Source organism: Terrabacter tumescens (assembly GCF_014646815.1).
Taxonomy (GTDB): Bacteria; Actinomycetota; Actinomycetes; order Actinomycetales; family Dermatophilaceae; genus Terrabacter; species Terrabacter tumescens.
Genome location: NZ_BMNZ01000011.1, coordinates 12403 through 35465, shown reverse-complemented (window position 1 = coordinate 35465; position 23063 = coordinate 12403). Strand labels below are relative to the sequence as shown.

Here is a 23063-nt window from a genome sequence, read left to right as displayed (position 1 = left end):
GTATCCATGTCACAGAATCACGGCGCCGAGACGGCGCCTCCGAGCCGACGCTCGGTAGTCAAGGGCGCGGCCTGGGCTGTGCCCGCCGTCGTGGTCGCGGGGGCGGCGCCCACGGTCGCGGCCTCGGCGGGTCTGCTGAGCCTGACCGGCCAGGCCTGCAAGCTGCCGGGCAACTCGAACTCGATCTACAAGGGCTACGTCTTCGAGTTGGTGGGCAACAACGTCACCGGGCCGCTTCCGCGCGACGCCGTCATCGTCGTCGACAGCATCGCGGTCTCGGGCCTCGCGTCGGCCGGGCGGTTCATCGTGCAGTCCCCGACCCAGGGGACCTGCTCGTGCGGGCCGACCTGCGGCGGTTCGGATCCGAACCACACGGTCTGCGTCAAGGACGGGAGTGTGAACCAGCAGATCCTCATCTACACCGAGGCTGCGCTGACGGGCAACAGTGCATCTGGCACGGTGTCCATCACCTACCGGGTGTACGACTGCAACAACACGTCGAGCTGCGGGACGGCCGGCCCGGTCATCCCCGACTCAGCGAACTTCTCGGGTGGCTCGCTTCCGGGCGGTGGCAAGGGGTCCTGCGACATCACGCCTCGCCCGATCCCGCCGGGCTGCACGGAGAACTGCTGATCAACCGCCGATGGGGTGTGGCTCGTCCAGAGCCACACCCCATCGGCGTCCCCGCGCTCCAGGTTGAATCGGTCGGGCCGCAGCGGCCCCGCTCGCCTTCCTCGGGGCCCGGCGTGCAGTCTCGACTAGCGGGCGACGCCGAGCTCCACGGCGATGGCCTCCACGAACTCCAGCACGTCGTCGTGCCCGGTGACCGGGCCCCCTGCGAGGAGGCCGTCGGCCCCCAGCAGGATGGCGCTGGGGGTTCGGCGTATGCCGAACGAGTCGTCGAGGAGTCTCTCCGTGTCGTGGAGGCTCTGCGGCTCGTCCGCTGACGTCAGCGTGGAGTCGGACGGAGCGGCCGCGAGGACCAGCCGCACGTCGACGGGCCCGAGCAGTTCGCGCCAGCGAGGCACTTCCTCGACGACGTCATGGCAGCTCGAGCACCAGTCCGACACGTAGAGCAGCAGCTGGGCCCGTACGGTGCCCAGGGCCCGCAGGTTCGTCGTCGTACCGTCCCCGAGCATGATGGGCAGGGCGGGTGTGCGGTAGCGCACGTAGTCGCCCTCCTCGTCGGCGTACGCCGTCGGCTCGACCGTCGGGACGGCGGCCGACGAGCCTCCGACGACGAGCCACGTCGTGATCGCCGCCGCCACCGCACCGGCGAGCCACCACCAGGGAAGGAGCCCGTCCGCGATGCGCGTCAGCACCGACGGGCCCTGCGTGGCGACGCCGACGGCGACGGCTGCGAGGGCGACGAGCCAGGCGTTCCGCACGACCGTGCGGCGCGAGATGCGCCCCGGGGCGAACTCCCCGAAGCACGCGCACTCGACGTCCTCGTCGAAGCCGAGCGCGCGCACGACGAGGACGAGGTATGCCGTGAAGAGCACGAGCGTGGCCACCGCAGCCGCCGTGCCCGGCAGCCCACCGAGGGCCACCAGCCCGAGAGCGAGCGCGATCTCGACCCACGGAAGCGCCTTCACCACAAGCGATCCCGAGAGCGGGGCGGGCACGCGCAGGTCACGGAAGGCCTCGGCCAAGGCGCTCGGAGCGCGCAGCTTGCCGACCGCACTGACGACGAGGACGATCGCGAGGACGACGGGCGCGAGGGCGAGGGGGTCGGTGGGCACGTCGCATTCTAGGCACCCCACGGCATACCACCGGGGTTGATCGCGCGATCCCGGGGCCGCGTGACGGGGTCGTCGGAGCGGTCCTGCACAATCTGGCCATGCGCGTCGTCACGGCCAACGTCAACGGGATCCGAGCCGCAGCGAGGCGGGCGATGGTGCCGTGGCTCCAGCAGGCCGAGCCCGACGTCCTGTGCCTGCAGGAGGTGCGAGCGGACGACGTGGAGCTCACCAAGGTGCTCGCCGAGGCGGGCCTGGCGCACTGGTCGGTGGCGCACACCGAGGGCACCGCCAAGGGACGGGCCGGAGTGGCGGTCGTGACCCGTGAGCCCCAGGTCGCCGTCCGGGTCGGCGTCGACGGCGCATTCGCCGACGAGGGACGCTGGGTCTAGGCCTACGTCGTCACGCCCGCGGGCCCGCTGACGGTCGTCTCCGTCTACGTCCACACCGGCGAGGCGGGCACCGAGCGGCAGGACGCCAAGATGGCCTTCCTCGCGACCATGACGGAGCGGATGCGCCGCGCCGCCGAGGCCGACGAGCTCGTCCTCGTCACGGGCGACCTCAACGTCGCCCACCGCGAGGCCGACCTCAAGAACTGGAGGGGCAACCTCAAGAAGGCCGGCTTCCTCCCCGAGGAGCGTGCCGTCCTCGACGGGTGGTTTGACGACGGCGGCTGGGTCGACGTGCACCGCCTGCACGTCGGCGACGTCGCGGGTCCGTACTCGTGGTGGTCGTGGCGCGGCAAGGCGTTCGACAACGACGCCGGCTGGCGCATCGACTACCAGCTCGCGACGCGGCGTCTCGCGGCCACCGCGACCCACGCCTTCGTCGGCCGCGCGCCGACGTATGCCGAGCGCTGGAGCGACCACGCGCCGGTCGTCGTCGACTATGCCCTCGACGGGACGCTCCCCGACGCCTGACGCCGGCCCACGCCATCCGTCGCCGACAGCCCGGTTTGGGGGCGGTGGCCGACCATGGGCCAGAATGCACCCATGTCCTCGACGCCCTCCCTCCCGACCACGACGCCGCGCAGCCTCTCCGGCATGCAGCCGACGAGCGACTCGCTCCACCTCGGCAACTACATCGGTGCGCTCGTCGAGTGGGTGCGGCTGCAGGAGACGCACGACGCGTTCTACTTCGTCGCCGACCTGCACGCGCTGACCGTCGCCCCCGACCCCGAGGTGCTGCGCGAGCGCACCCGCATCACCGCGGCCCAGTTCATCGCCGGCGGTGTGGACCCGGCGCGCTCGACCCTCTTCGTCCAGAGCCACATCGCCCAGCACACCGAGCTCTACTGGGTGCTTGGCACGCTGACGGGCTTCGGTGAGGCGAGCCGCATGACCCAGTTCAAGGACAAGTCGGCCAAGGGCACCAACACCAACGTCGGCCTCTTCGCCTACCCCGTGCTCCAGGCCGCCGACATCCTCATCTACGACGCGAACGTCGTGCCGGTCGGGGAGGACCAGCGCCAGCACCTCGAGCTCTCACGCGACCTCGCGGGACGCTTCAACCAGCGCTTCGGTGACACGCTCGTCGTGCCCGAGCCGCACATCATGAAGGCGACCGCCAAGATCCAGGACCTCCAGGAGCCGACGGCGAAGATGAGCAAGTCCGCGGCCTCGGACTCGGGGCTCGTGAGCCTGCTCGACGAGCCGGCGCGCATCGCGAAGAAGATCCGCTCGGCCGTCACCGACACCGAGCGCGAGATCCGCTTCGACGAGGAGCACAAGCCCGGCATCTCCAACCTGCTCTCGATCCACTCGGCCCTGTCGGGCACGCCGGTCGCGCTCCTCGAGGAGGCGTATGCCGGCAAGGGCTACGGCGACCTCAAGAAGGACGTCGCCGAGGTCGTCGTCGAAGCGGTCACACCGTTCCGCACCCGCACGCTCGAGCTCATGGCGGACCGCGCCGAGCTCGACCGGATCCTCGCGGACGGGGCCGAGCGTGCCCGCACGGTCGCCGAGGCTACGGTCCGCCGCGTCTACGACAAGGTGGGGCTGCTGTCGTCGAGTGGGCGCGGCTGACGTCCGTCCGCAGCTGCGGCGACGAGGTCGAGACAGACCGTCTCGAGGGCCGAGGCCAGGTGCATCGCGGTGAAGCGCGACGCCACGAGGCCCGGGCCCTTCCGGGCGCGATCGCGCCAACCCGGGTCGACCAGCGCCTCCCGGAGCCGGTTCGGGTCCCCGGGCGGCACCACGCACATCACCTCGGGGTCGAGGTAGTCGCCGACACCGCTGACGTCACTGATGACGACCGGCGTGCCGAGCGCGAGGTTCTCGAGCAGGACCGTCTGCCCGGACGACATGCGTGACTCGCGGAGCGGGAGCACCATGAGCTCCGCGCGGGAGTAGAGCCCACGCAGCTCCGTGATGGGTACGTCGCTGCGGAAGGTCACGTCCGGGGCGTGAGCCAGCGGCTCGGCCTGCGACCGGTTCCAGGCGTCCGTGACGACCGTGCACGTCATCCCCTGGGGGAGGGCAGCCATGAGGGTGGGGAAGTCCTTTCCCGCGTTGGTGCCCACGGACAGCACCCCACCGTCGCGGTCGCGGGCGACTGGCTTGAAGAACTCCACGTCGACGCCGAGCGGCACCCAGCTCGGGCTGCGTCGCAGCCGACCGAGGCGGCGCGCGAGTGGTTCTCGCTGGACGGACGAGAACACCGTGATCGCGTCCGCGGCACGCAGGGCGGCCCGGTGGACGGCGCCGACGAGTCCGGGCCGCGTCGTGGCATCCAGGGCCGCCACGGTCATGACGACCACCGGCCTGCGGACCAGGCCGACCCTCCGCAGGACGAGTGCCGGAAGGGCTGCCGCCTCGTGCGTGGCGAGGACGACGTCGACGTCGCGCTGCACCTGCAGCAGCCACAGCAGCTGGGACAGGCGCCACGGCACTCGGCGTGCTCTGGGCGCCCGGCGCGGCCGACCCGATCGGGTGTGGTGCAGCACGCGGTGTCCGCGCTCCTCGAGCTCTCGCATGCCGAAGAGGCGGTGAGACGGCGTCCGCCCAGCCGCCACGTCCTCGAACTCGTGGTCCCAGTCGGACACGAACAGGGCTGCGATCCGCAGTCGACGTCCGGACGGCCGGGTCGTGTCCGACGGTCTCGTCTCCGTCATGCGTCGGCCCCGCATGCTCGGGTCGGCGGGTCCCGGACGCCTCGGGGCGCTGCCAGGAAGAAGTCGTCGACTTCAGGCCGGTCGGCCGAGCCCATCGCGGACCGGAACCGCACCCACGACAGCGCGAGGGCGACGACCCAGGCGAGACCCCAGGCCACCGCACCGCGTCGACCCCAGCCGCGTCGGAGATCCATGGCGCTGACGGTACTGGCCCAGAAGGGGCGGCGGGCCGCCTTACCGAGGTCGTTCTGGACGTGTCCGTCACCCGGACCCGACCGGGCTCGGGGACACTTCGGACACACCCGGGCACAGCTCGGGGGCACCTCGGGTCAGCCCGGCGCAGCAACCTTCGGTACGGTCGGGGGCGTGAGTGTTGCGCGCCTGACCACGATCGGCGTCTCGACCCCGATCCCGGCCCCGCACGGTGACTACCTCCAGCACCGTCGTGCCGACTTCGGCGACCCCCAGGCCTGGCAGATCCCCGCCCACATCACGCTGCTGCCGCCGACCGAGGTCGACGAGGAGGCGTATGCCGCCTTCCGCAGCCACTGCGCAGACGTCGCCGCCGCCTACGCCGCCTTCGACGTCGTCCTGCGTGGCACGGGCACGTTCCGACCGCTCTCCGACGTCGTGTTCATCCAGGTCGCCCAGGGGGTCTCGAACTGCGAGGCGCTCGAGCGCGCCCTGCGCTCTGGTCCGGTGCGCCGCGACCTCGACTTCTACTACCACCCCCACGTCACGGTGGCCCACAACGTGCCGTCGACGTCCCTCGACCGGGCGTTCACCGAGCTGGCCGACTACTCGGTCGCCTTCGAGGTCGACGCGTACCACCTCTACGAGCTGGGCGACGACGCCGTGTGGCGCCCAGTCCACGAGTTCGCGCTCGACGGGGACTGACCGTGCCGGCGTTCCAGCCCGCTCTGGACCGGCTCAAGGCCACCCGGGCCTACCAGGCGTGGACGCGCTACGGGGAGGCCAACGGCGACCTGCTTGCCGCGGGGGTCGGCTACTTCGCGTTCTTCTCGATCTTCCCCGCCCTGGCGCTCGCCTTCGCGATCTTCGGCTTCGTCCTGCAGGGTCGACCGGACCTCGTCGACACCATCGCCGAGTCGCTCAACAGCACGCTGCCGGGCATGGTCAAGACGACCGCGCACCCTGACGGCATCATCAGCATCGAGGCGCCGGCGAGCCTGACGCTCACCATCACCGGCATCATCTCGTTCGTCACGCTGCTGCTCGCGGGCCTCGGCTGGGTCGGTGCGCTGCGCACGGGACTTCGCGGCGTGTTCGGCCTCGAGGCGTCGACCGACAACTTCGTGCGCACCAAGGCGCGTGACCTCTTCGTCCTGGTGACGCTCGGCCTGGCGATCGCCGTCTCGGCGATCCTGACGAGCGCCGTCGGCGGCCTGGCCGAGCGCGTCGCGGGGTGGATCGGGTTGGCGGGCAACGGGTTCCTCGTCGGCCTGCTCGGGCTGCTGGCTGGGGTCGTCTTCGACACGCTCATTCTCGTCGTCCTGCTGCGGATGCTCTCGGGCGTGCCGCTGCCCATGCACAACGTACGGCAGGGCGCCGTCCTCGGGGCGGTCATCCTCACGGTGCTCAAGCTCTTCGGCGGCTTCCTCATCAGCCACGCCACCTCGAACCCGCTGCTCGGTGCGGTCGCCGTCGCGGTGGGCCTGCTCTTCTGGCTCAACCTCATGTCCAAGGTCGTCCTGCTCTCGGCAGCCTGGGCCGCCAACGACGTCGACCTCGGCCGTCCGGCCGAAGACGGTTCGGCCATGTCCACTCCGGGCCGCGGCCGCCCGCTGCCCGGAACAGCGCTCTCGCCGGCGACCACCGATGCGGGGGACGGGTCGTATGCCGTCACGGACCCGGGTGACCGGGAGCGGTCCCCCGACCGGCCGAGTCCGCGCCCCACCGACAGGGCCAGCCTTGCGGCGGGAGTCGTCATCGGTGCATTCGCCGTGTCTGCGGTCCGCGGGGTGCGTAGGGTCAGGCGACACTAGGGTCCGTCCCGCAGGGCCCGTCGGCACCTCGGGAGGGCATCGCCGTGCAGCCTCAGCAGCAGGACGTCTACGTCGACAACGCACGACTCGACGTCTCACCGTTCATCCCGGCCGGGGCGACCCGGGTCCTCGACGTCGGCTGCGGCTCCGGTGGCTTCGGCCCGACGCTGCGTCGTGTGCTCGGCGAAGGGGCCACAGTGGTCGGCCTCGAGGCAGTCCCGAGCCAGGCGGCGGCGGCGCGCGAGGGGCACGGGTTCGACGAGGTCGTCGCGGGCTACTTCCCGGAGGCGCTCGACGGACGGACCGGGTCGTTCGACGCGATCTTCTTCAACGACGTGCTCGAGCACATCGTCGACCCGTGGTCGGTGCTGCGTGAGGTCCCGCGCTTCCTCTCAGCGGGCGGCCAGGTGATCGCCGCGATCCCCAGCATCCAGTACGCACCCGTGGTGCTGAAGCTGCTCCGGGGCAGGTGGGACTACGTCGACCAGGGGACCCTGGACCGGACCCACGTGCGGTTCTTCACCAAGGCGACCATGGTCGAGATGTTCGAGAGCTGTGGCTACGAGGTGCTCTCGTGCACGGGCGCCAACACCATGGGTCGACGCTGGGCGGCGAGCGGGAACCCGCTCCTTCGCGCAGCCGCACGGGTGGTGCCGATCCCGTTCGGCAACATGCGCTTCGTGCACTTCGTGGTCGTGGCCCGCCCGCGCCGCTGACGCACGACGTCGGTGTGCGACCGGTCCGGTGGTCGGCTACGCCCGCGACCGGCGGCGCAGCACCAGGGCCAGCACACCGACCGCCGTCGTAATCACGACGCCGGCTCCGGCCAGCACGACGAGCGAGCTCGTCCGGTCGGCGGACGTCGTCTCGGCCGTCGCCACGGGGGCAGGGGTGCCCGTGGCGCCGCGCGCGCCGGCCGTGCCCGGACCGGTGGTCCCCGTGCCCGTCGCACCGTCCGTGGGCAGCGTCGGCAGGGTCGGGGCGGGGGAGGGCGAGGACGCCTCACCGGGGTCGACGAGCCGCCCGACGGGCGTGACCCGGTCGGCGTTGGCGAACCCCCAGTCGAGCAGGGCCGCGGTCGGCTTCCACGACCCGGTGACGCTGCCCATCTGGCTCACGACGAGCGTGCGACCGCCGCGCGTGGCCGCCCCGATGAAGGTGTGCTGCGCGCGGTCGGTGCGACCGGGCTTGATGCCGATGGCGCCGGGGTAGTGCCGGAGCAGCTCGTTGATGTTGTAGACGTGGAAGGCCGGCCACACCTTGCCGTTCTTGTCCTTGCCGCCGGGGAAGACGGCGTCACGCTTGGTGATGGTGGCCCGGAAGGCGGGCAGGCGCATCGCGTCTCGGCCGATGAGCGCCAGGTCGTAGGCGCTCGAGCGCTGGGCGCCCTCGTCGAGCCCGCTCGGGTCGACGGTGAGCGTGTCGTGCGCGCCGACCTCGGCGGCCTTGTCGTTCATCAGCGCGACCGTCTGCTCGTAGCCGCCGGCGGCGTCGGCGAGGGCGTAGACGGCGTCGTTGGCCGAGAACATCAGCATGGCGTCGAAGAGGCTCGAGACGGGGTACCGGTTGCCCGCGAGGATGCCGACGCGTGAGCCCGCCGCGTCCTGGGCGTCCTGCCCGGCCACGACGACCTGTCTAGGGTCGAGCCGCGGCATCAGGGTGAGGGCCGTCAGGGTCTTGAGGGTGCTGGCCGGACGCAGCCAGGCGTGCGGCGACTTGGCGGCGAGGATCTCGCCGGTGTCGAGGTCCGCGACGACGTAGGAGACGTCGTAGACCTCGGGCGGCGCCGGCACGGACACCGGCCGGTCGACGAGGACACCTGTCTCGGCGAGGCGCGAGCCGCCCACGACGGTCTCGGGCTCCCACGCGGGATGCGCGAACGGCGTCGGCGGCGCGTTGCGGCACACGAGGCGCACCTTCGGCGGCTTCTTCGTGCCTGCCGGTGAAGAGACCTGCGCCGACGGCGAGGTCGACACCACGGTGGGCGGCGCCGTCGCGGCGGCGGGCTGGTCGGTGGGGAAGACCCGCGGTGTCAGCGTCACCCCGGGAGGAACGGCCTGCTGGGTCTGCCACGGCGTGCACGGCGACGCAGCCGCAGGAGCCGCCACCATGGCGCGAGGCAGCGGTGCCCCTGCTGCGGCCGGCACGGCATACGTCGTCGTCAGGACGAGCCCCAGCGCGACGGCACCGAGAGCGGCGCCCGCGGCCGGAGTCGTCCACGGGCGACGTCGGGAGGTCGGAGGAGGCGTCATCGCCGGGAAAGACTAACCCGCCCCGGTGGTCCGGGGCGGGTCGTCGGTGGTCCTGCGGAGGGCGCGTCGCGCCTCACTCGCCGCGCATCAGCGCGCCGCGCAGGTCCTTGTTGAGCTGGTTGATGACGTCGAGCGGGATCTCCTTGGGGCAGGCCGCGGAGCAGGCGCCGACGTTGGTGCAGCCGCCGAAGCCCTCGTGGTCGTGCTGGCTCACCATGCTGACGACGCGGGCGTCGCGCTCCGGCTGGCCCTGGGGGAGCTCGCCGAGGTGGGTGATCTTCGCGCCCATGAAGAGCATGCCGGAGGCGTTGGGGCACGCCGCGACGCACGCGCCACAGCCGATGCACGCGGCCGCCATGAAGGAGCGGTCGGCCTTGGGCTTGGGCACGGGCACCGAGTGGGCCTCGGGCGCCGAGCCGGTGTTGGCGCTGATGAAGCCGCCGGCCTGGATGATCCGGTCGAAGCTCGACCGGTCGACGACGAGGTCCTTGATGACGGGGAACGCGTCGGCGCGCCACGGCTCGATGGTGATCTCGTCGCCGTCGGAGAAGCTGCGCATGTGCAGCTGGCACGTCGTCGTGACCTCGGGGCCGTGGGCCTTGCCGGAGATCATCAGGCCGCACATGCCGCAGATGCCCTCGCGACAGTCGGAGTCGAAGGCGATCGGCTCCTCGCCGCGGGCGTTGAGCTGCTCGTTGAGCACGTCGAGCATCTCGAGGAAGCTCATGTCCTCGGAGATGTCGGTGACCGGGTACGTCACCATCTCGCCCTTGGCCTTGGGGCCGGCCTGGCGCCAGATCTTCAGGGTCAGATTCACTTGTAGCTCCGCTGCTTCATCTCGACGAATTCGTAGACCAGGTCTTCCTTGTGCAGGACCGGCGTGCCGTCCTGACCGCCCCACTCCCACGCGGCGACGTAGGCGTACTCGTCGTCGTGACGCAGCGCCTCGCCGTCCTCGGTCTGGGACTCGGCGCGGAAGTGACCGCCGCAGGACTCGCGGCGGTGCAGCGCGTCGATGCACATGAGCTCACCGAGCTCGAGGAAGTCGGCGACGCGGCCGGCCTTCTCGAGGCTCTGGTTGAGCGTGTCGGCGGAGCCGAGCACCTTGACGTTGCGCCAGAACTCGTCACGCAGGCCGCGGATGAGGTCGATGGCCTTGAGCAGCCCCTCCTCGGAGCGCTCCATCCCGCAGTACTCCCACATGATGTTGCCGAGCTCCTTGTGGAAGGAGTCGACCGAGCGGTCGCCGTTGATGGAGAGCAGCTTCTGCACGCGGGCGTCGACGGAGGCGCGAGCCTCGACCACGGCCTCGTTGGACTCCTCGAGCTTGGGGAACGGGCCCTTGGCGAGGTAGTCGCGGATGGTGTTCGGCAGGACGAAGTAGCCGTCGGCCAGACCCTGCATCAGGGCGCTCGCGCCGAGACGGTTGGCTCCGTGGTCGGAGAAGTTCGCCTCGCCCGCGACGAAGAGGCCGGGGATGCTCGACTGGAGGTCGTAGTCGACCCACAGGCCGCCCATCGTGTAGTGCACGGCGGGGTAGATGCGCATCGGCACCTCGTACGGGTTCTCGCCCGTGATCCGCTGGTACATGTCGAGCAGGTTGCCGTACTTCTCGGCGACGGCCTCGGCGCTCATGCGCTTGAGGGCGTCGGTGAAGTCGAGGTAGACGCCGCGGCGGAAGTCGCCGACCTTCGGGCCGACGCCGCGGCCCTCGTCGCAGACGTTCTTGGCCTGGCGGCTCGCGATGTCGCGCGGCACGAGGTTGCCGAACGAGGGGTAGATCCGCTCGAGGTAGTAGTCGCGGTCCTCCTCGGGGATCTCGCGCGGGTCCTTCTCGCAGTCGGCGGCGTTCTTCGGCACCCAGATGCGGCCGTCGTTGCGCAGCGACTCGGACATGAGCGTCAGCTTGCTCTGGTGCTCGCCTGCCACCGGGATGCAGGTTGGGTGGATCTGCGTGTAGCAGGGGTTGGCGAAGTGCGCGCCCTTGCGGTGCGCGCGCCACGTCGCGGTGACGTTGCTGCCCATCGCGTTGGTCGAGAGGAAGAAGACGTTGCCGTAGCCGCCGGAGGCGAGCACGACGGCGTCGGCGAGGTGGGTCTCGATCTCGCCGGTGACGAGGTCACGGGCGATGATGCCGCGGGCCTTGCCGTCGACGACGACGACCTCGAGCATCTCGTGGCGGCTGAACATCTCGACCGTGCCGGCCGCGACCTGGCGCTCGAGCGCCTGGTAGGCGCCGATGAGCAGCTGCTGGCCCGTCTGGCCACGCGCGTAGAACGTGCGCGAGACCTGCACGCCACCGAACGAGCGGTTGTCGAGCAGGCCGCCGTACTCACGCGCGAAGGGCACGCCCTGGGCGACGCACTGGTCGATGATGTTGGCGCTGACCTCGGCGAGGCGGTAGACGTTCGACTCGCGCGAGCGGTAGTCGCCACCCTTGACGGTGTCGTAGAAGAGACGGAATGTCGAGTCGCCGTCCTCCTTGTAGTTCTTGGCGGCGTTGATGCCACCCTGCGCGGCGATCGAGTGCGCGCGGCGCGGGGAGTCCTGGTAGCAGAAGGACTTCACGTTGTAGCCCGCCTCGCCGAGCGTCGCCGCCGCGGCGCCACCGGCGAGGCCGGTGCCGACGATGATGACGGTGAGCTTGCGTCGGTTGGCCGGGTTGACGAGGGCGGCATCGAACTTGCGCTTGTTCCAGCGCGCCTCGATCGGGCCCTTGGGTGCCTTCGTGTCGACGATCGGCTCGCCCTCGGTGTAGAGGCCGTGCACGACGCCGGGCGCCGCCTCACGGGTGGGAGCGGGCGCCTCGGGCGCGACGGTGCTGGCTGTCTGGGTGTCGGTCATGGATCAGTTCCCCTTGACGATTCCGAACAGGATGGCGAGCGGCGGGAGCGCGAAGCCCACGGCGGTCACCAGCGCGATGACGGTCGCGGTCGCCTTGGCGGTGCGACGCGACTTGGCGCTGTTGGTCCAGCCGAGGGTCTGCGAGGCGCTCCACACGCCGTGCCACAGGTGCATGCCCAGCGCGGCGAGCGCGAGGACGTAGATGAGGACGACCCACCACACCTGGAAGCTCGAGATGACGAGCTTGCCGGCGCTGTCACCGGCGGCGTCGGGGCCGACGTTGATCTTGAGGATCGTGAACTGCAGCAGGTGCCACACGAGGAAGAGGAGCAGCGCCACGCCGCCCCAGCGCATCATCCGGCTGCGGATGGTCGCCTGCGCGGCCTGCTTGGCCACGTAGCGGGTGGTGCGGGCGCCCCGGGCGCGGCTCCACAGGTAGAAGGCGGAGTACGCGTGCGCGGCGAGCGCGACCACGAGCAGTGCGCGGAAGATCCAGAGGAACCCGCCGAAGGGCAGGATCGGCATGAGGATCGTGCGCAGGTGCAGGGCGTACTCGTCGAACGCCTCGACACCGCCGAAGATCTTGAGGTTGCCGTACATGTGCACCAGCACGTAGAACACGAAGAGCGCGCCCGAGAGGGCCATGAGCAGCTTCATGAACACGGTGGTGCGGCGTGCCGACGCCGGTCGGGGAGTTCCCGTCGCTGGGAGAGTGTTGGTGGCCACGTCCGCACCCTATCCCCGCGGTTTCCGCACTCGAATTCCTACCCACTGGTAAACGGGCTGTTGTGACAATCTCAACAAGAACCCTCGACAACCGGGGCGTATGCCGTGTCCTCGGGCGGGTGCCCGGCGTGACCGGCGTGCAGCGCCGACTCAGGCGGCGCGGTCGGCGCCCCGGTCGCGGATGACACGGCCGTAGTGCGCGACGAGGTCCTCGACGACCCGCGACCACGAGCGCTCGCGGACGCGCAGTCGACCGCGCCGACCGAGGGCGGCGCGGTGCCCCGGGGAGGCGAGCACCCGGCATACCTGCGCTCGTAGGTCGCCGGCGCGGTCGGGGTCGAAGAGGTAGCCGTTGTCACCGTCGGTGACGAGGTCGACCGGCCCACCCCGGCGCGGGGCGACGACGGGCAGCCCTGTGGCGCCGGCCTCCTGGAGGGTCTGGCCGAACGTCTCGGCGGTGCCGGTGTGCACGAAGACGTCGAGGCAGGCGTAGGCCCGGGCGAGGTCGTCGCCGTGCCGGGGCCCGAGGAAGGCCGGCGGCCGGTTGGGCCGGGTGGCCGAGCTCGCCACCGCCTCGGCGAGGGCGGCGCCGACCGGCGCGCGCGACGGTCCGTCGCCCACGACGACGATCCGCGTGCCGGGGAGGTCGGCGAGCTCGGCGAGGCGTTCGACCTCCTTCTCGGGCGCGAGCCGGCCGACGAACCCGAGGAGCAGCTCGCCTCCGGGAGCCAGCTCGTGGCGCAGTGCGCGGGTCAGCGCGTCGAGCCGCCACGAGGGGTTGAAGAGGCTCGCGTCGACGCCGCGACCCCACGACGCGATGCCCGGCACGCCCTGGTCCCGGAGGTCCGCCAGCGCGCTCGACGACGGCGCGAGCGTCAGGTCGGCCCACGAGTGCAGCCGTCGCAGCCAGCGCCACGTCGCCGCCGCAGCGGCCGCACCGGCCGGTCCGGGCGTGTGCTGCCTGACGTACGCGGCCATGTCGGTCTGGAACACCGCGACGGTCGGCAGGTCGAGCCGGCGGGCCGCGCTGAGACCTCGCGCGCCGAGGACGAAGGGGCTCGCGACGTGCACGACGTCGGGGGCGAAGTCGCCGAGCACCCGCTCGAGCTCCGGGGTCGGCAGGCCGACGTCGAACTGGCGCACCGGCACCGACGTCACGCGGTGCACGCGGGCGCCGTCGAAGCTCGCCGGTCCGTCCGCCCTCGTGCGCGGCGCGATGACGACCACCTCGTCGCCGCGCCGGTGCAGCTCCTCGACGGTGCGGCAGACGCTCGTGGTCACGCCGTTGACGGCCGGGAGGAAGGACTCGGTGACGATGGCGACGCGCACGGCACCCACGGTCCCGGGACGGACGCCGGGGCGGGCGACGTCCCGGGGTGTGTGGGGTGCCGCGTCGGTGACGTCCTCGTGCCCCGCACCTGGGCCGGCCACCTGAGCCCGCCTAGGGTGGGCACATGGTGCTCCACGAAGCTGCCGCTGCCCTCGACTGGGTCATGGACAAGTCGTTGGTCCTGGGCTACACGAAGATCGGCCCGGCGGTGCGTCGCGCGTGGTGGCCGCACGACCCGGTGCCCGGCGCCCTGGTCGGGCGTCACGTCCTCGTCACCGGCGCGAGCGGCGGGCTCGGCCTCGCCACGGCCCGAGGCCTCGTGCGCCTCGGCGCAGCCGTCCACATCACCGGCCGCGACCCCGGCCGCCTCGACGACGCCCGCGCGCGGCTCGTCGACGAGCAGCCCCTCGCCGAGGTGACGGTCCACGTCGCCGACGTCAGTGACCTGGCGGCCACGGCGGACTTCGCCCGGCAGTTCGCTGCGCAGGTGCCACGCCTGCACGCCGTCGTGCACAACGCCGGCGTCATGCCGCCCTCGCGCACCGTGACGCCTGAGGGGCACGAGCTGACCCTCGCCACGCACGTCCTCGGTCCGCACGTGCTGACCTACGGCCTGCGCGAGGCGCTCCACGGCGGGCGCGTCGTCCTCGTGACGTCCGGAGGTGCCTACGGCCAGCGCCTCGACGTCGACGACCCGGAGTACGCCTCGGGCGACTACTCCGGCGTGACGGCCTACGCACGGACGAAGCGCATGCAGCTCGTCCTCACCGAGCTGTGGGCCCGCGACCTCGCCGCCGACGGCATCCGGGTCCACTCGATGCACCCCGGCTGGGCCGACACCCCCGGCGTCACCGACTCGCTGCCGCGCTTCGCCGCGGTCACCGGGCCGCTGCTGCGCGACGCCGACTCGGGCGCCGACACCGCGGTGTGGCTCGCAGCCACGGCCGACCCCATCGGGACCGGCGGCTTCTGGCACGACCGGCGCCGGCGGTCCACGCACTACGCGCCCGTCGGGGTCGAGACGCCCCAGCAGGTGGCCCAGTTCTGGGACTACGTGCGTGAGGTGACCGGGGAGCCGGCGCCGAGCGCCTGAGCCCGGCGGACGGCACACGCCCTCGGTCGGGGGGGGCAGGGGCGCGGCCAGCACGTCGAGCGCTGGACGCGCCCGGTCAGGAGGCGCGGCGGACGCACACCTGCGAGACGGACGTCCGGACGCAGTCGTAGCCGGTGGCCACGAGGGCGCGGACCCGCGCGACGAACGAGTTCCACGCCGGCTGCCCGTCCTCGGGACGCGGGGTGTCGTCGACGATGACCGCCTGCGCCCGGGGCAGGCACGCAGCCGTCGCGTCCAGCGCCGCGGCGGAGTCGAACGGGTACTGGTGGAACCGCGGGCACACGAGCTCGAGGTCGCCCATCCCCACGGCGTGGGCGCTCGCGTCGTTCGAGCCCGCCCGGGCGTACGTCTTCACGCCGGGGAGTGAGCCGAGGACGGCGCTGTCGGGGGAGTCGCTCCCGAGCAGGCGCAGGCTCGACGGGACGTCGCGGGCAGCGGTGAGCACGAAGTAGGGGTGGAGCGCGCCGGCCATGAGATAGCCACCGACGAGGAGCAGCAACGCCGCCCGGCGCACGCTGAAGAGGGGCACGGCCCGCGTCGCGACGAGGGCGAGCGCCAGGCCGCCCGGGGCCGAGAGCGTCTGGGCGTGGTGCGGCCACGTCCCGGTCACGGCGATGACGACGAGCCCGAGCGCCAGGGTGGCGATGACGAGGTCCCACAGCACGGCCGGCGTGATGGTGCGCGCGGGGTGCTCTCGGCTGGTTGTCGGCTCGGGATCCGCGGGTTGCGCGCGGCGACCTGTCCAGGCGCGCGGCACCAGCACGAGGACGAGCACGATGCTTGCGATCGTCACGACGCCGGCACCGCGAGCGTCCTCGGGGAAGACCCGGAGCAGGTGTCCGACGACCGAGCCGTACTGCGACGCGGCGAGCTCTCCGTCCGCGTAGTCGGCGTTGAGGCGGAAGTTGTCGACCCAGCCGGTCAGCTCACCGCGCCACCACATCGCACCGACCCCTGCGGCGAGGACGACCACCGCTCCGAGGACCGCCCGCGCCAGGCCCGTGAGGCCGCCGGAGGAACGCCGGTGGAGCGCGACCACGAGAAGGGGCCCGGCGACCACCGGCGCCAGGATCAGCTTGGTGAGCAGGAGCAGCCCGACGAGAGCCCCGGCGAGGACCCAGCGCGAACGCACGGCGCACGCGACGGCCCCGAGCAGCAGGGCGAGTCCGGGCAGGTGGGTCATCCCGCTCTCGTAGGGGGGTCCGGTGAGGAGCAACGGCATGGCACCGAGACCGGCGACGACCGCGATCTTCGGAGCCGCGCCGGCGGCGCGCGCGAGGACGGTCACGGCGAGGCCCGCTCCCAGGACCCACAGGACCTCGAGCGCGACGTCGGCGAGGGGTGAGGCGAGCCGGCCGACGGCGAGGGCGTAGTAGAAGAGCGGGTCCTTGTTGTCCCAGACGTCGACGTAGAGGCGGTCACCGGCGAGCAGGCGCTCGGCGACCGACGCGTACGTCCCGTGGTCGCCGAACGTGCTCGGTACGAGTCGCGGCAGAGCCATGGCCCAGGCTGCGGCCACCGCCAGCACGACGGCGACAGCCGCACCGGGGCTGGCGGAAGGGGCCGGAGCGCGGGGAGCGCCGGCCGGGGTCGTCGGCGACCACGGCCGGCGCGGCGGCACCGCAGCAGGGTCGGCCAGGTCCACGCGGTCCGTCATGAGCGCTCCCGGTCTCAGGTCAGCTCGGTGCGGCCCTGGGCGGTCAGGGTCTCGACGACCTGCTTGACCTCCTGCGCGCGGTCCGGTCGGGTGATGAGCAGCGCGTCCTGCGTGTCGATGACGACGAGGTCCTCGACCCCGATGAGGGCGACGAGACGGCCGCCGGTCGCCACGGTGGCGGTCGAGTCGATGCTGATGATGTCGTCCGCAGGGCCGATCGCGGTGATGCCGGGGATCGAGCTCGACGCGGCGACGAGCCTTGTGAGAGAGGCGAAGTCGCCGACGTCGTCCCACCCGAGGGCGGCAGGGACGACCGCGACGCGACCCGCGGCGGCAGCGGGCTCGGCGACGGCGTGGTCGATGGCGATCTTCTGCAGCGAGGGCCAGAGGTCGGTCATCCGGCGTGGGTCGCCGGCGATGGTGCGCAGGCTGTCGACCATGTCGGCGTGGTTCTCCGCGAGCAGCTCGAGCAGGGTCGTCGCGCCGACGACGAACATCCCTGCGTTCCAACGGTATTCGCCGCTGTCGACGTAGCGGGTCGCCGTCTCGAGGTCGGGCTTCTCGACGAAATCGTCGACGCGGTGGGCGCTCGGTGCGTCCTCGACGTCGAGCGGCTCGCCGAGCCTGATGTAGCCGAAGCCGGTGGCCGGCTCGGTCGGGTCGATGCCGATCGTCACCAGCTCGCCACGACGGGCGAGGGCCACGGCCTCGGTGACGGCCCGCCGGAAGTTGTCCGGCTCGGTGATGACGTGGTCGGCGGCGAAGGAGCCGAGGACGGCCTCTGGGTCACGGCGCTCGAGGATGGCGGCGGCGAGGCCGATGGCGGGCATGGAGTCGCGGGGCGAGGGCTCGCCGAGGACGGCGTCGTAGCCGAGCATCGGCAGCTGGCGGCGGACCGCGTCCTCGTGGGCGACCCCGGTCACGACGAGGATCCGCTCACCGACGAGGGGCTCGAGCCGGTCCCACGTGGCCCGCAGCAGCGACTGCCCGGAGCCGGTGAGGTCGTGGAGGAACTTGGGGGAGTGGCGCCGGGAGATGGGCCAGAGCCGGGTGCCGGAGCCTCCGGCGGGGATCACGGCCCAGAAGCCCGGTATGCCTGTCATGGGGCACACCGTACCGAGGCGTGGCGACTCGTCCCGGCCAAAGCGCCCGGAGTCGCTGCGGAAGCGCCGTTGGGGTCGTCCGTCTCGTGTCGTATGCCGTGTGGCGTCGGTCCCGCGGGCCCGCTCGCGGCCGCCGGCGCCCCGTCAGCCGAAGTCGCGCCGCCGAAGGGCGGCGAGGCCCGCAGCGCCGACGGCCACCGCGAAGGCGGTCAGGGCGACGAGCGGCATCCACGTCAGGGTGCCCCCGGGCAGGGCCGGCAGGTGCGTGAACGGTGAGAGGTCGACGAGCCAGCCGGGCAGGTCGAGCAGGTCACCGAACTCGCCGAGCAGCAGGAAGACGATGAGCGCGGCCCAGGCCAGCCCGGTGAAGCGGGGCAGGGCGCCGTAGAGCAGCAGGGCGACGGCGAGCGCGACCCACACGGCCGGCAGGGTCGAGAGCGCCGCTCCCGCGAGGCGCGTCACCGTCCCGCCGACGTCGCCTGCGTCGGCTCCGTGCACCAGGCCGGCGACCGTGGCGCTGACGAGCAGGACGAGCGCCGAAGCGACGACGGCCACGGCGACGTGACCTAGCGCCCAGGCGACCCGCCTCACCGGCGTGGCGAGGACGGCCTCCGCGCGCGTCGTCGTCTCCTCGGTGTACATCCGCGTGACGAGCGCGATCGACAGGGCGGACGCGCCGATGGCGGCGAAGTGCAGCTCCGTCGAGAAGTAGAGGTCGGTGACGGAGCCGGCCTCGCCGCCCAGGGCCCTCAGCATGTCGGCGACCTCGGGGGAGTCGATGAAGGTCTCGACGCTGCCAGCGATGGAGCCCAGGACGACGCCGAGCACGACGTAGGCCACGAGCCAGCCGACGAAGGTGCCGCGCGCGAGTCGTCGGGTGAGGGCGCCGGCCGTGCCGATCCGGCTGCGGTCGTGGCCCGCCCGGCTCGGCAGCACCCCCGCGCCGAGGTCGCGTCGTTCCAGCAGCGAGAAGGCGACGGCGACGAGCACGGCGTAGAGCGCGATGCCGAGCGCCGCCACCCAGTAGCGGTTCTCGCCGAAGGCAGAGACCTTGACGCCCCACCCGAGCGGCGAGAGCCAGGACAGGAATCGCGCCGGGCTGTCCGCAGCCGCGGTGTCGCCGACGGCGCGGACGAGGAACGCCACGGCGAGCGCCCCGAGCGACCATCCGGCGGTCCCGCGGGTGCTCGACGTCAGCTGCGCCGCGACGGCGGTCACGCCGACCCAGGAGAGACCGATGACGAGCCAGCAGACGCCGAGCGCCACCGAGCCGGCCGGGTCGAGACCGACGCCGATCGACCAGCCGACGGTGAGGACGACCGTGAGCAGCACGGCCGCGGTGCCGAGCAGCACCGCGGCCGCCAGCGTCGCCCGGCGCCCGACGACGCCGGCGCCGAGCAGCTCGAGCCGGCCGGCCTCCTCCTCCGTGCGGGTGTGGCGGCGGACCACCACGTAGGCGAGCAGGGCGAGGAAGACGCCGCCGAGGAGCACCGACTTGAACGTCGCGATCGAGTCGATGCCGAGGCTCGAGATGGGGCCGTACATCGCGACGAGCGCCGGGTTGGCCAGCGTCGGCGCCATCGACTCCTGGGCCGACCTCAGGTCGGGGAAGAGGGCGAAGGTCGCCTGCGCCGACAGGGCGGCGAAGGCCGCGAGGCCGAAGGCGCTGACCGGCACGAGCACCCGGTCGCGGCGCGCGGCGAGGCGCAGGAGCGACAGCGTGCCGGTGAGCCCGGCACCGGCGGCGCGTGGCGCGGGACGCGCGGTCGGGCTCGGGGCAGGCGCGACGGTGGTCACGGGGCCACCGCCGATGCCCTGCGGTACTGCTCCATGAAGAGCTCCTCGAGCGTCGGCGGGGCGCTCGTCAGGGCCGTGATCCCGTGAGCGCCGAGCAGCTCGAGCAGCCGGCCGAGGTAGTCGCTGCCGACGGTGCACGCCACGTGGTCCCCGGAGACCGTGACGTCCGCGACCCCGGGCAGCGACTCGACCTGCGCCGCGCCGACAGGATGGGCGAGCGTCGCCCGGACCGTCGTGCGGGACAGGCGGCGCAGCTGGGTCAGGGTGCCGGACTCGACGTTGCGCCCCTCGCGGATGATGCTGACGCGGTCGCACACCTGCTCGACCTCGGAGAGGATGTGGCTCGAGAGCAGCACCGTGCCGCCGGCCTCCCGGAACTCGTGCACGACCTCGCGGAAGACCGCCTCCATGAGCGGGTCCAGGCCCGAGGTCGGCTCGTCGAGCAGCAGCAGCTCGACGTCGGAGGACAGCGCCGCGACGAGGGCCACCTTCTGCCGGTTGCCCTTGGAGTAGGAGCGGCCCTTCTTCGTGGGGTCGAGGTCGAAGCGCTCGATCATCGACGCCCGCCGCTTCTCGTCGACGCCGCCGCGGAGCCGGGCGAGGACGTCGATGGCCTCGCCGCCCGTGAGGTTGGGCCACAGGGCCACGTCACCGGGCACGTAGGCGAGGCGTCGGTGCAGCGCCTCGACCTCGCGCCACGGGTCCCCGCCGAGGAGGGTGGCGTCCCCACCGTCGGAGCGCAGCAGCCCGAGCAGGATGCGCAGGGTCGTGGACTTGCCGGCGCCGTTGGGCCCGAGGAAGCCATGGATCTCGCCCGTCGTCACCTCGAGGTCGAGCCCGTCGAGGGCGACCGTGCGTCCGAAGCTCTTGTGCAGCCCCTGCACCTGGATCGCGGAAGTCATGCATCGACGGTACACAACATTCACGGTTTACTGAATGTTATGACGGTGAGGATAGGGTCGGCGCACGCGGACCGAGGAGGAGTGGTGACGAGAGCACGACCGGAGCCCCAGCGCGACGACCGCGCGGTCTCGGCGTACGTCGAGCGCTTCGGCGACACCCTCACCGATGCCGGTATGCCGCGCCTGGCCTCGCGCGTCTTCGCGCAGCTGCTCGCCGACGACGACGGGCGCATGACCGCGGCCGAGCTCACCGAGGCGCTGGACGTGAGCCCTGCCGCCATCTCCGGGGCGGTGCGCTACCTGACGCAGACCTACCTCATCGGCAAGGAGCGCGAGCGCGGCTCGCGCCGTGACGTCTACGTCGTGCAGGCCGACGCCTGGCACGGGGCGATGCTCTCGCGCGACCGGGTGCTCGCCCAGATCGAGACGAGCCTGCGGGCCGGCGTCCCCGCCGTCGGGGGACTCGGAACCGCCGCCGGCCGCCGGCTCCAGCTGTCCGTCGCCTTCCTCGAGTTCCTCGGCGACCGGCTTGGGGCGCTCGAGGGGGAGTGGGCCGAGGTCAAGGCCGAGGTCACCCGCGGCTGGCCCACCGACCCCTGACCCCCTTTCAACCGTCGAGAGGCCAAAGTTCGCGGGTCCTCACCCGTCGAGAGGCCAGACTTCGCGGGTTCTGCCATGTCGAGAGGCCACACTTCGTGGGCCCCGCCCCGTCGAGAGGCCACGTCCGGCCCAATCGAGGCACGCGGCATACGCCGTCGGTCGAGTGAGATCGGCAACGTTCGGCCGGCAGGTCGCGGCGACCGACCCCCACGCCGATACGCTCGGCACCATGGCTGACAGCACTGGCGCGCGCTCCGAGTCCGACCTGCCCATCGAGCCCGTCTACGACGCGTCCGCGCTCGCCGGCTTCGACGCCGACGCCAAGCTCGGCGCGCCCGGCAGCTACCCGTTCACGCGGGGCGTCTACCCGTCGATGTACACCGGGCGGCCCTGGACGATGCGGCAGTACGCCGGCTTCGGCACCGCGAAGGAGAGCAACCAGCGCTACCACCAGCTCGTCAAGGCCGGCACGGGCGGCCTGTCCGTCGCCTTCGACCTGCCGACGCAGATGGGCTACGACTCCGACGAGTCGATCGCGCACGGCGAGGTCGGCAAGGTCGGCGTCGCCATCGACAGCCTCGACGACATGCGGACGCTCTTCGACGGGCTGCCGCTCGACAAGATCTCGACGTCGATGACGATCAACGCACCCGGCTCGACGCTGCTCCTGCTCTACCAGCTCGTCGCCGAGGAGCAGGGCGTCGCCGGCGACCAGCTGACCGGCACCATCCAGAACGACGTGCTCAAGGAGTACATCGCGCGGGGCACCTACATCTACCCGCCGCGCGAGTCCCTGCGCCTCATCGCCGACATCTTCGCCTACTGCCACAAGGAGATGCCGCGCTGGAACACCATCTCCATCTCCGGCTACCACATGGCCGAGGCCGGGGCGACGCCCGTGCAGGAGATCGCCTTCACCATCGCCAACGCGATGGAGTACGTCCGCGCCGCGCAGGCCGCAGGTCTGCACGTCGACGACTTCGCGCCGCGCCTGTCGTTCTTCTTCGTCGCGCGCACGACCCTCATCGAGGAGGTCGCGAAGTTCCGCGCGGCCCGTCGCATCTGGGCGCGGATCATGAAGGAGGAGTTCGGCGCCCAGAACCCGAAGTCGATGATGCTGCGCTTCCACACCCAGACCGCGGGCGTCCAGCTGACGGCCCAGCAGCCCGAGGTCAACCTCGTCCGCGTCGCGCTCCAGGGCCTCGGCGCCGTGCTCGGCGGCACGCAGTCGCTGCACACCAACTCCTTCGACGAGGCGATCGCGCTGCCGACCGAGAAGGCCGCGCGCCTCGCACTGCGCACGCAGCAGGTCATCGCCTACGAGACCGACGTGACGAAGACCGTTGACCCGTTTGCCGGTTCGTACGTCGTCGAGTCGATGACCGACGAGATCGAGGCCGCGGCGCTCGCGCTCATCCAGGCCGTCGAGGACAAGGGTGGCGCTGTAGCCGCCATCGAGCAGGGCTTCCAGAAGGGTGAGATCGAGCTGTCCGCCTACCGCGTGCAGCTCGAGATCGACAACGGCGAGCGCACCGTCGTCGGCGTCAACCGCTTCGTCCTCGACCAGGAGGACCGCTACGAGCCGCTCCGCGTCGACCCGACGATCGAGGCCGACCAGCGCGCGCGCCTCGAGGCGCTGCGTGCGGACCGCGACAACGACGCGGTCAAGGCTGCGCTCGGCCGTTTGCAGGACGCCGCCCGCGGCACCGACAACGTGCTCTACCCGATGAAGGAGGCGCTCGCCGCGCGCGCCACCGGCGGCGAGGTCGCGCACGCGCTGCGTGAGGTCTGGGGCACCTACCAGCCCCGCGAGACCTTCTGAGCCACACGGCATACGCCCGCGTATGCCGTGTGCCCGCCCACGCACCCGGGTCAACCAAC

At 72.1% G+C, this 23063-nt stretch carries 20 protein-coding genes and 1 pseudogene; 9 read left to right on the top strand and 12 right to left on the bottom strand.

Annotated features, from left to right (window positions below; genetic code table 11):
• Positions 1-6: 6 nt before the first annotated feature.
• Positions 7-633, top strand: coding sequence for a hypothetical protein (locus IEY30_RS20510; RefSeq protein WP_156035490.1), 627 nt, complete (start codon positions 7-9; stop codon positions 631-633).
• A 125-nt stretch (positions 634-758) separates the two neighbouring features.
• On the opposite strand, the gene IEY30_RS20505 is transcribed toward IEY30_RS20510, so the two are convergent.
• The gene (locus IEY30_RS20505) at positions 759-1742 is read right to left on the bottom strand and encodes a MauE/DoxX family redox-associated membrane protein (RefSeq protein ID WP_030203294.1); all 984 of its coding nucleotides are present in this window, start codon (positions 1740-1742) and stop codon (positions 759-761) included.
• A gap of 98 nt (positions 1743-1840) precedes the next feature.
• On the opposite strand from IEY30_RS20505, the pseudogene IEY30_RS20500 reads away from it, so the two are divergent.
• Positions 1841-2659: pseudogene (locus tag IEY30_RS20500) on the top strand (exodeoxyribonuclease III).
• 54 nt (positions 2660-2713) lie between these two features.
• Positions 2714-3763, top strand: a complete 1050-nt coding sequence (gene trpS / locus IEY30_RS20495) for a tryptophan--tRNA ligase (protein WP_030203290.1) — start codon at positions 2714-2716, stop codon at positions 3761-3763.
• Here the strand turns inward: trpS and IEY30_RS20490 are convergent.
• On the bottom strand, positions 3721-4851 hold the full coding sequence (locus tag IEY30_RS20490) for a glycosyltransferase family 4 protein (RefSeq protein ID WP_162181031.1): 1131 nt from the start codon (positions 4849-4851) through the stop codon (positions 3721-3723). The genes trpS and IEY30_RS20490 overlap by 43 nt on opposite strands.
• Positions 4848-5045: a hypothetical protein gene (locus IEY30_RS20485; RefSeq protein ID WP_156035489.1), complete on the bottom strand. Its 198-nt coding sequence runs from the start codon at positions 5043-5045 to the stop codon at positions 4848-4850. Before IEY30_RS20485 ends, IEY30_RS20490 begins: the two co-directional genes overlap by 4 nt.
• Positions 5046-5217: 172 nt before the next feature.
• Here IEY30_RS20485 and IEY30_RS20480 point away from each other — a divergent pair, with 172 nt between their 5' ends.
• Genes IEY30_RS20480 through IEY30_RS20470 form a run of 3 tightly spaced genes read left to right on the top strand, consistent with a single transcriptional unit; the run spans position 5218 to position 7573 of the window.
• The gene (locus IEY30_RS20480) at positions 5218-5748 is read left to right on the top strand and encodes a 2'-5' RNA ligase family protein (protein ID WP_229675123.1); all 531 of its coding nucleotides are present in this window, start codon (positions 5218-5220) and stop codon (positions 5746-5748) included.
• A 2-nt stretch (positions 5749-5750) separates the two neighbouring features.
• On the top strand, positions 5751-6857 hold the full coding sequence (locus IEY30_RS20475) for a YihY/virulence factor BrkB family protein (RefSeq protein ID WP_030203283.1): 1107 nt from the start codon (positions 5751-5753) through the stop codon (positions 6855-6857).
• 44 nt (positions 6858-6901) lie between these two features.
• Positions 6902-7573: a class I SAM-dependent methyltransferase gene (locus IEY30_RS20470; protein WP_052359036.1), complete on the top strand. Its 672-nt coding sequence runs from the start codon at positions 6902-6904 to the stop codon at positions 7571-7573.
• A gap of 36 nt (positions 7574-7609) precedes the next feature.
• Here the strand turns inward: IEY30_RS20470 and IEY30_RS20465 are convergent, their stop codons facing one another.
• The 5 genes from IEY30_RS20465 to IEY30_RS20445 all read right to left on the bottom strand — a co-directional run bounded on the left by IEY30_RS20465 (position 7610) and on the right by IEY30_RS20445 (position 14008).
• Positions 7610-9109, bottom strand: a complete 1500-nt coding sequence (locus tag IEY30_RS20465; RefSeq protein ID WP_052359034.1) for a D-alanyl-D-alanine carboxypeptidase family protein — start codon at positions 9107-9109, stop codon at positions 7610-7612.
• Between the two features lie 73 nt (positions 9110-9182).
• Entirely contained in the window at positions 9183-9926 is a 744-nt protein-coding gene (locus tag IEY30_RS20460) for a succinate dehydrogenase/fumarate reductase iron-sulfur subunit (protein WP_030203278.1), read from the bottom strand.
• Positions 9923-11953, bottom strand: a complete 2031-nt coding sequence (locus IEY30_RS20455) for a fumarate reductase/succinate dehydrogenase flavoprotein subunit (protein ID WP_030203275.1) — start codon at positions 11951-11953, stop codon at positions 9923-9925. Before IEY30_RS20455 ends, IEY30_RS20460 begins: the two co-directional genes overlap by 4 nt.
• Positions 11954-11956: 3 nt before the next feature.
• Positions 11957-12679 (bottom strand): succinate dehydrogenase cytochrome b subunit, encoded by a 723-nt coding sequence (locus IEY30_RS20450; protein ID WP_030203272.1) that lies wholly within the window; start codon positions 12677-12679, stop codon positions 11957-11959.
• Positions 12680-12829: 150 nt separating this feature from the next.
• On the bottom strand, positions 12830-14008 hold the full coding sequence (locus tag IEY30_RS20445; RefSeq protein WP_030203271.1) for a glycosyltransferase family 4 protein: 1179 nt from the start codon (positions 14006-14008) through the stop codon (positions 12830-12832).
• A 125-nt stretch (positions 14009-14133) separates the two neighbouring features.
• Between IEY30_RS20445 and IEY30_RS20440 the strand changes: the two genes are divergently transcribed.
• Positions 14134-15102, top strand: coding sequence for an SDR family NAD(P)-dependent oxidoreductase (locus tag IEY30_RS20440; RefSeq protein ID WP_030203270.1), 969 nt, complete (start codon positions 14134-14136; stop codon positions 15100-15102).
• A gap of 76 nt (positions 15103-15178) precedes the next feature.
• Here IEY30_RS20440 and IEY30_RS20435 read toward each other — a convergent pair whose 3' ends face one another.
• The 4 genes from IEY30_RS20435 to IEY30_RS20420 form a co-directional block, all read right to left on the bottom strand.
• Positions 15179-16780: a hypothetical protein gene (locus tag IEY30_RS20435; protein ID WP_030203268.1), complete on the bottom strand. Its 1602-nt coding sequence runs from the start codon at positions 16778-16780 to the stop codon at positions 15179-15181.
• Positions 16781-16794: 14 nt separating this feature from the next.
• Positions 16795-17883 (bottom strand): mannose-1-phosphate guanylyltransferase, encoded by a 1089-nt coding sequence (locus tag IEY30_RS20430; RefSeq protein WP_030203267.1) that lies wholly within the window; start codon positions 17881-17883, stop codon positions 16795-16797.
• 144 nt (positions 17884-18027) lie between these two features.
• Positions 18028-19680 carry an ABC transporter permease gene (locus tag IEY30_RS20425; protein ID WP_081920669.1) on the bottom strand — a complete coding sequence of 551 codons (1653 nt, stop codon included), beginning with the start codon at positions 19678-19680 and terminating at the stop codon, positions 18028-18030.
• Positions 19677-20582, bottom strand: a complete 906-nt coding sequence (locus IEY30_RS20420) for an ABC transporter ATP-binding protein (protein ID WP_030203263.1) — start codon at positions 20580-20582, stop codon at positions 19677-19679. Before IEY30_RS20420 ends, IEY30_RS20425 begins: the two co-directional genes overlap by 4 nt.
• Positions 20583-20666: 84 nt before the next feature.
• Here IEY30_RS20420 and IEY30_RS20415 point away from each other — a divergent pair, with 84 nt between their 5' ends.
• Together IEY30_RS20415 and IEY30_RS20410 are read left to right on the top strand one after the other, a co-directional pair.
• A complete protein-coding gene (locus IEY30_RS20415; RefSeq protein WP_081920681.1) occupies positions 20667-21182 on the top strand; it encodes a GbsR/MarR family transcriptional regulator in 516 nt (171 codons plus the stop codon).
• A 229-nt stretch (positions 21183-21411) separates the two neighbouring features.
• Positions 21412-23004, top strand: coding sequence for an acyl-CoA mutase large subunit family protein (locus IEY30_RS20410; RefSeq protein WP_030203257.1), 1593 nt, complete (start codon positions 21412-21414; stop codon positions 23002-23004).
• Positions 23005-23063: the final 59 nt, after the last annotated feature.

What these genes read in the sequence shown, in the direction of transcription:
- IEY30_RS20510 (WP_156035490.1), top strand. Translation starts at nt 7, where the DNA reads ATGTCACAGAATCACGGCGCCGAGACGGCGCCTCCGAGCCGACGCTCG.
- trpS (WP_030203290.1), top strand. Translation starts at nt 2,714, where the DNA reads ATGGGCCAGAATGCACCCATGTCCTCGACGCCCTCCCTCCCGACCACG.
- IEY30_RS20490 (WP_162181031.1), bottom strand. Translation starts at nt 4,851, where the DNA reads ATGACGGAGACGAGACCGTCGGACACGACCCGGCCGTCCGGACGTCGA.
- IEY30_RS20485 (WP_156035489.1), bottom strand. Translation starts at nt 5,045, where the DNA reads ATGGATCTCCGACGCGGCTGGGGTCGACGCGGTGCGGTGGCCTGGGGT.
- IEY30_RS20465 (WP_052359034.1), bottom strand. Translation starts at nt 9,109, where the DNA reads ATGACGCCTCCTCCGACCTCCCGACGTCGCCCGTGGACGACTCCGGCC.
- IEY30_RS20455 (WP_030203275.1), bottom strand. Translation starts at nt 11,953, where the DNA reads ATGACCGACACCCAGACAGCCAGCACCGTCGCGCCCGAGGCGCCCGCT.
- IEY30_RS20440 (WP_030203270.1), top strand. Translation starts at nt 14,134, where the DNA reads ATGGTGCTCCACGAAGCTGCCGCTGCCCTCGACTGGGTCATGGACAAG.
- IEY30_RS20435 (WP_030203268.1), bottom strand. Translation starts at nt 16,780, where the DNA reads ATGACGGACCGCGTGGACCTGGCCGACCCTGCTGCGGTGCCGCCGCGC.
- IEY30_RS20430 (WP_030203267.1), bottom strand. Translation starts at nt 17,883, where the DNA reads ATGACAGGCATACCGGGCTTCTGGGCCGTGATCCCCGCCGGAGGCTCC.
- IEY30_RS20420 (WP_030203263.1), bottom strand. Translation starts at nt 20,582, where the DNA reads ATGACTTCCGCGATCCAGGTGCAGGGGCTGCACAAGAGCTTCGGACGC.
- IEY30_RS20410 (WP_030203257.1), top strand. Translation starts at nt 21,412, where the DNA reads ATGGCTGACAGCACTGGCGCGCGCTCCGAGTCCGACCTGCCCATCGAG.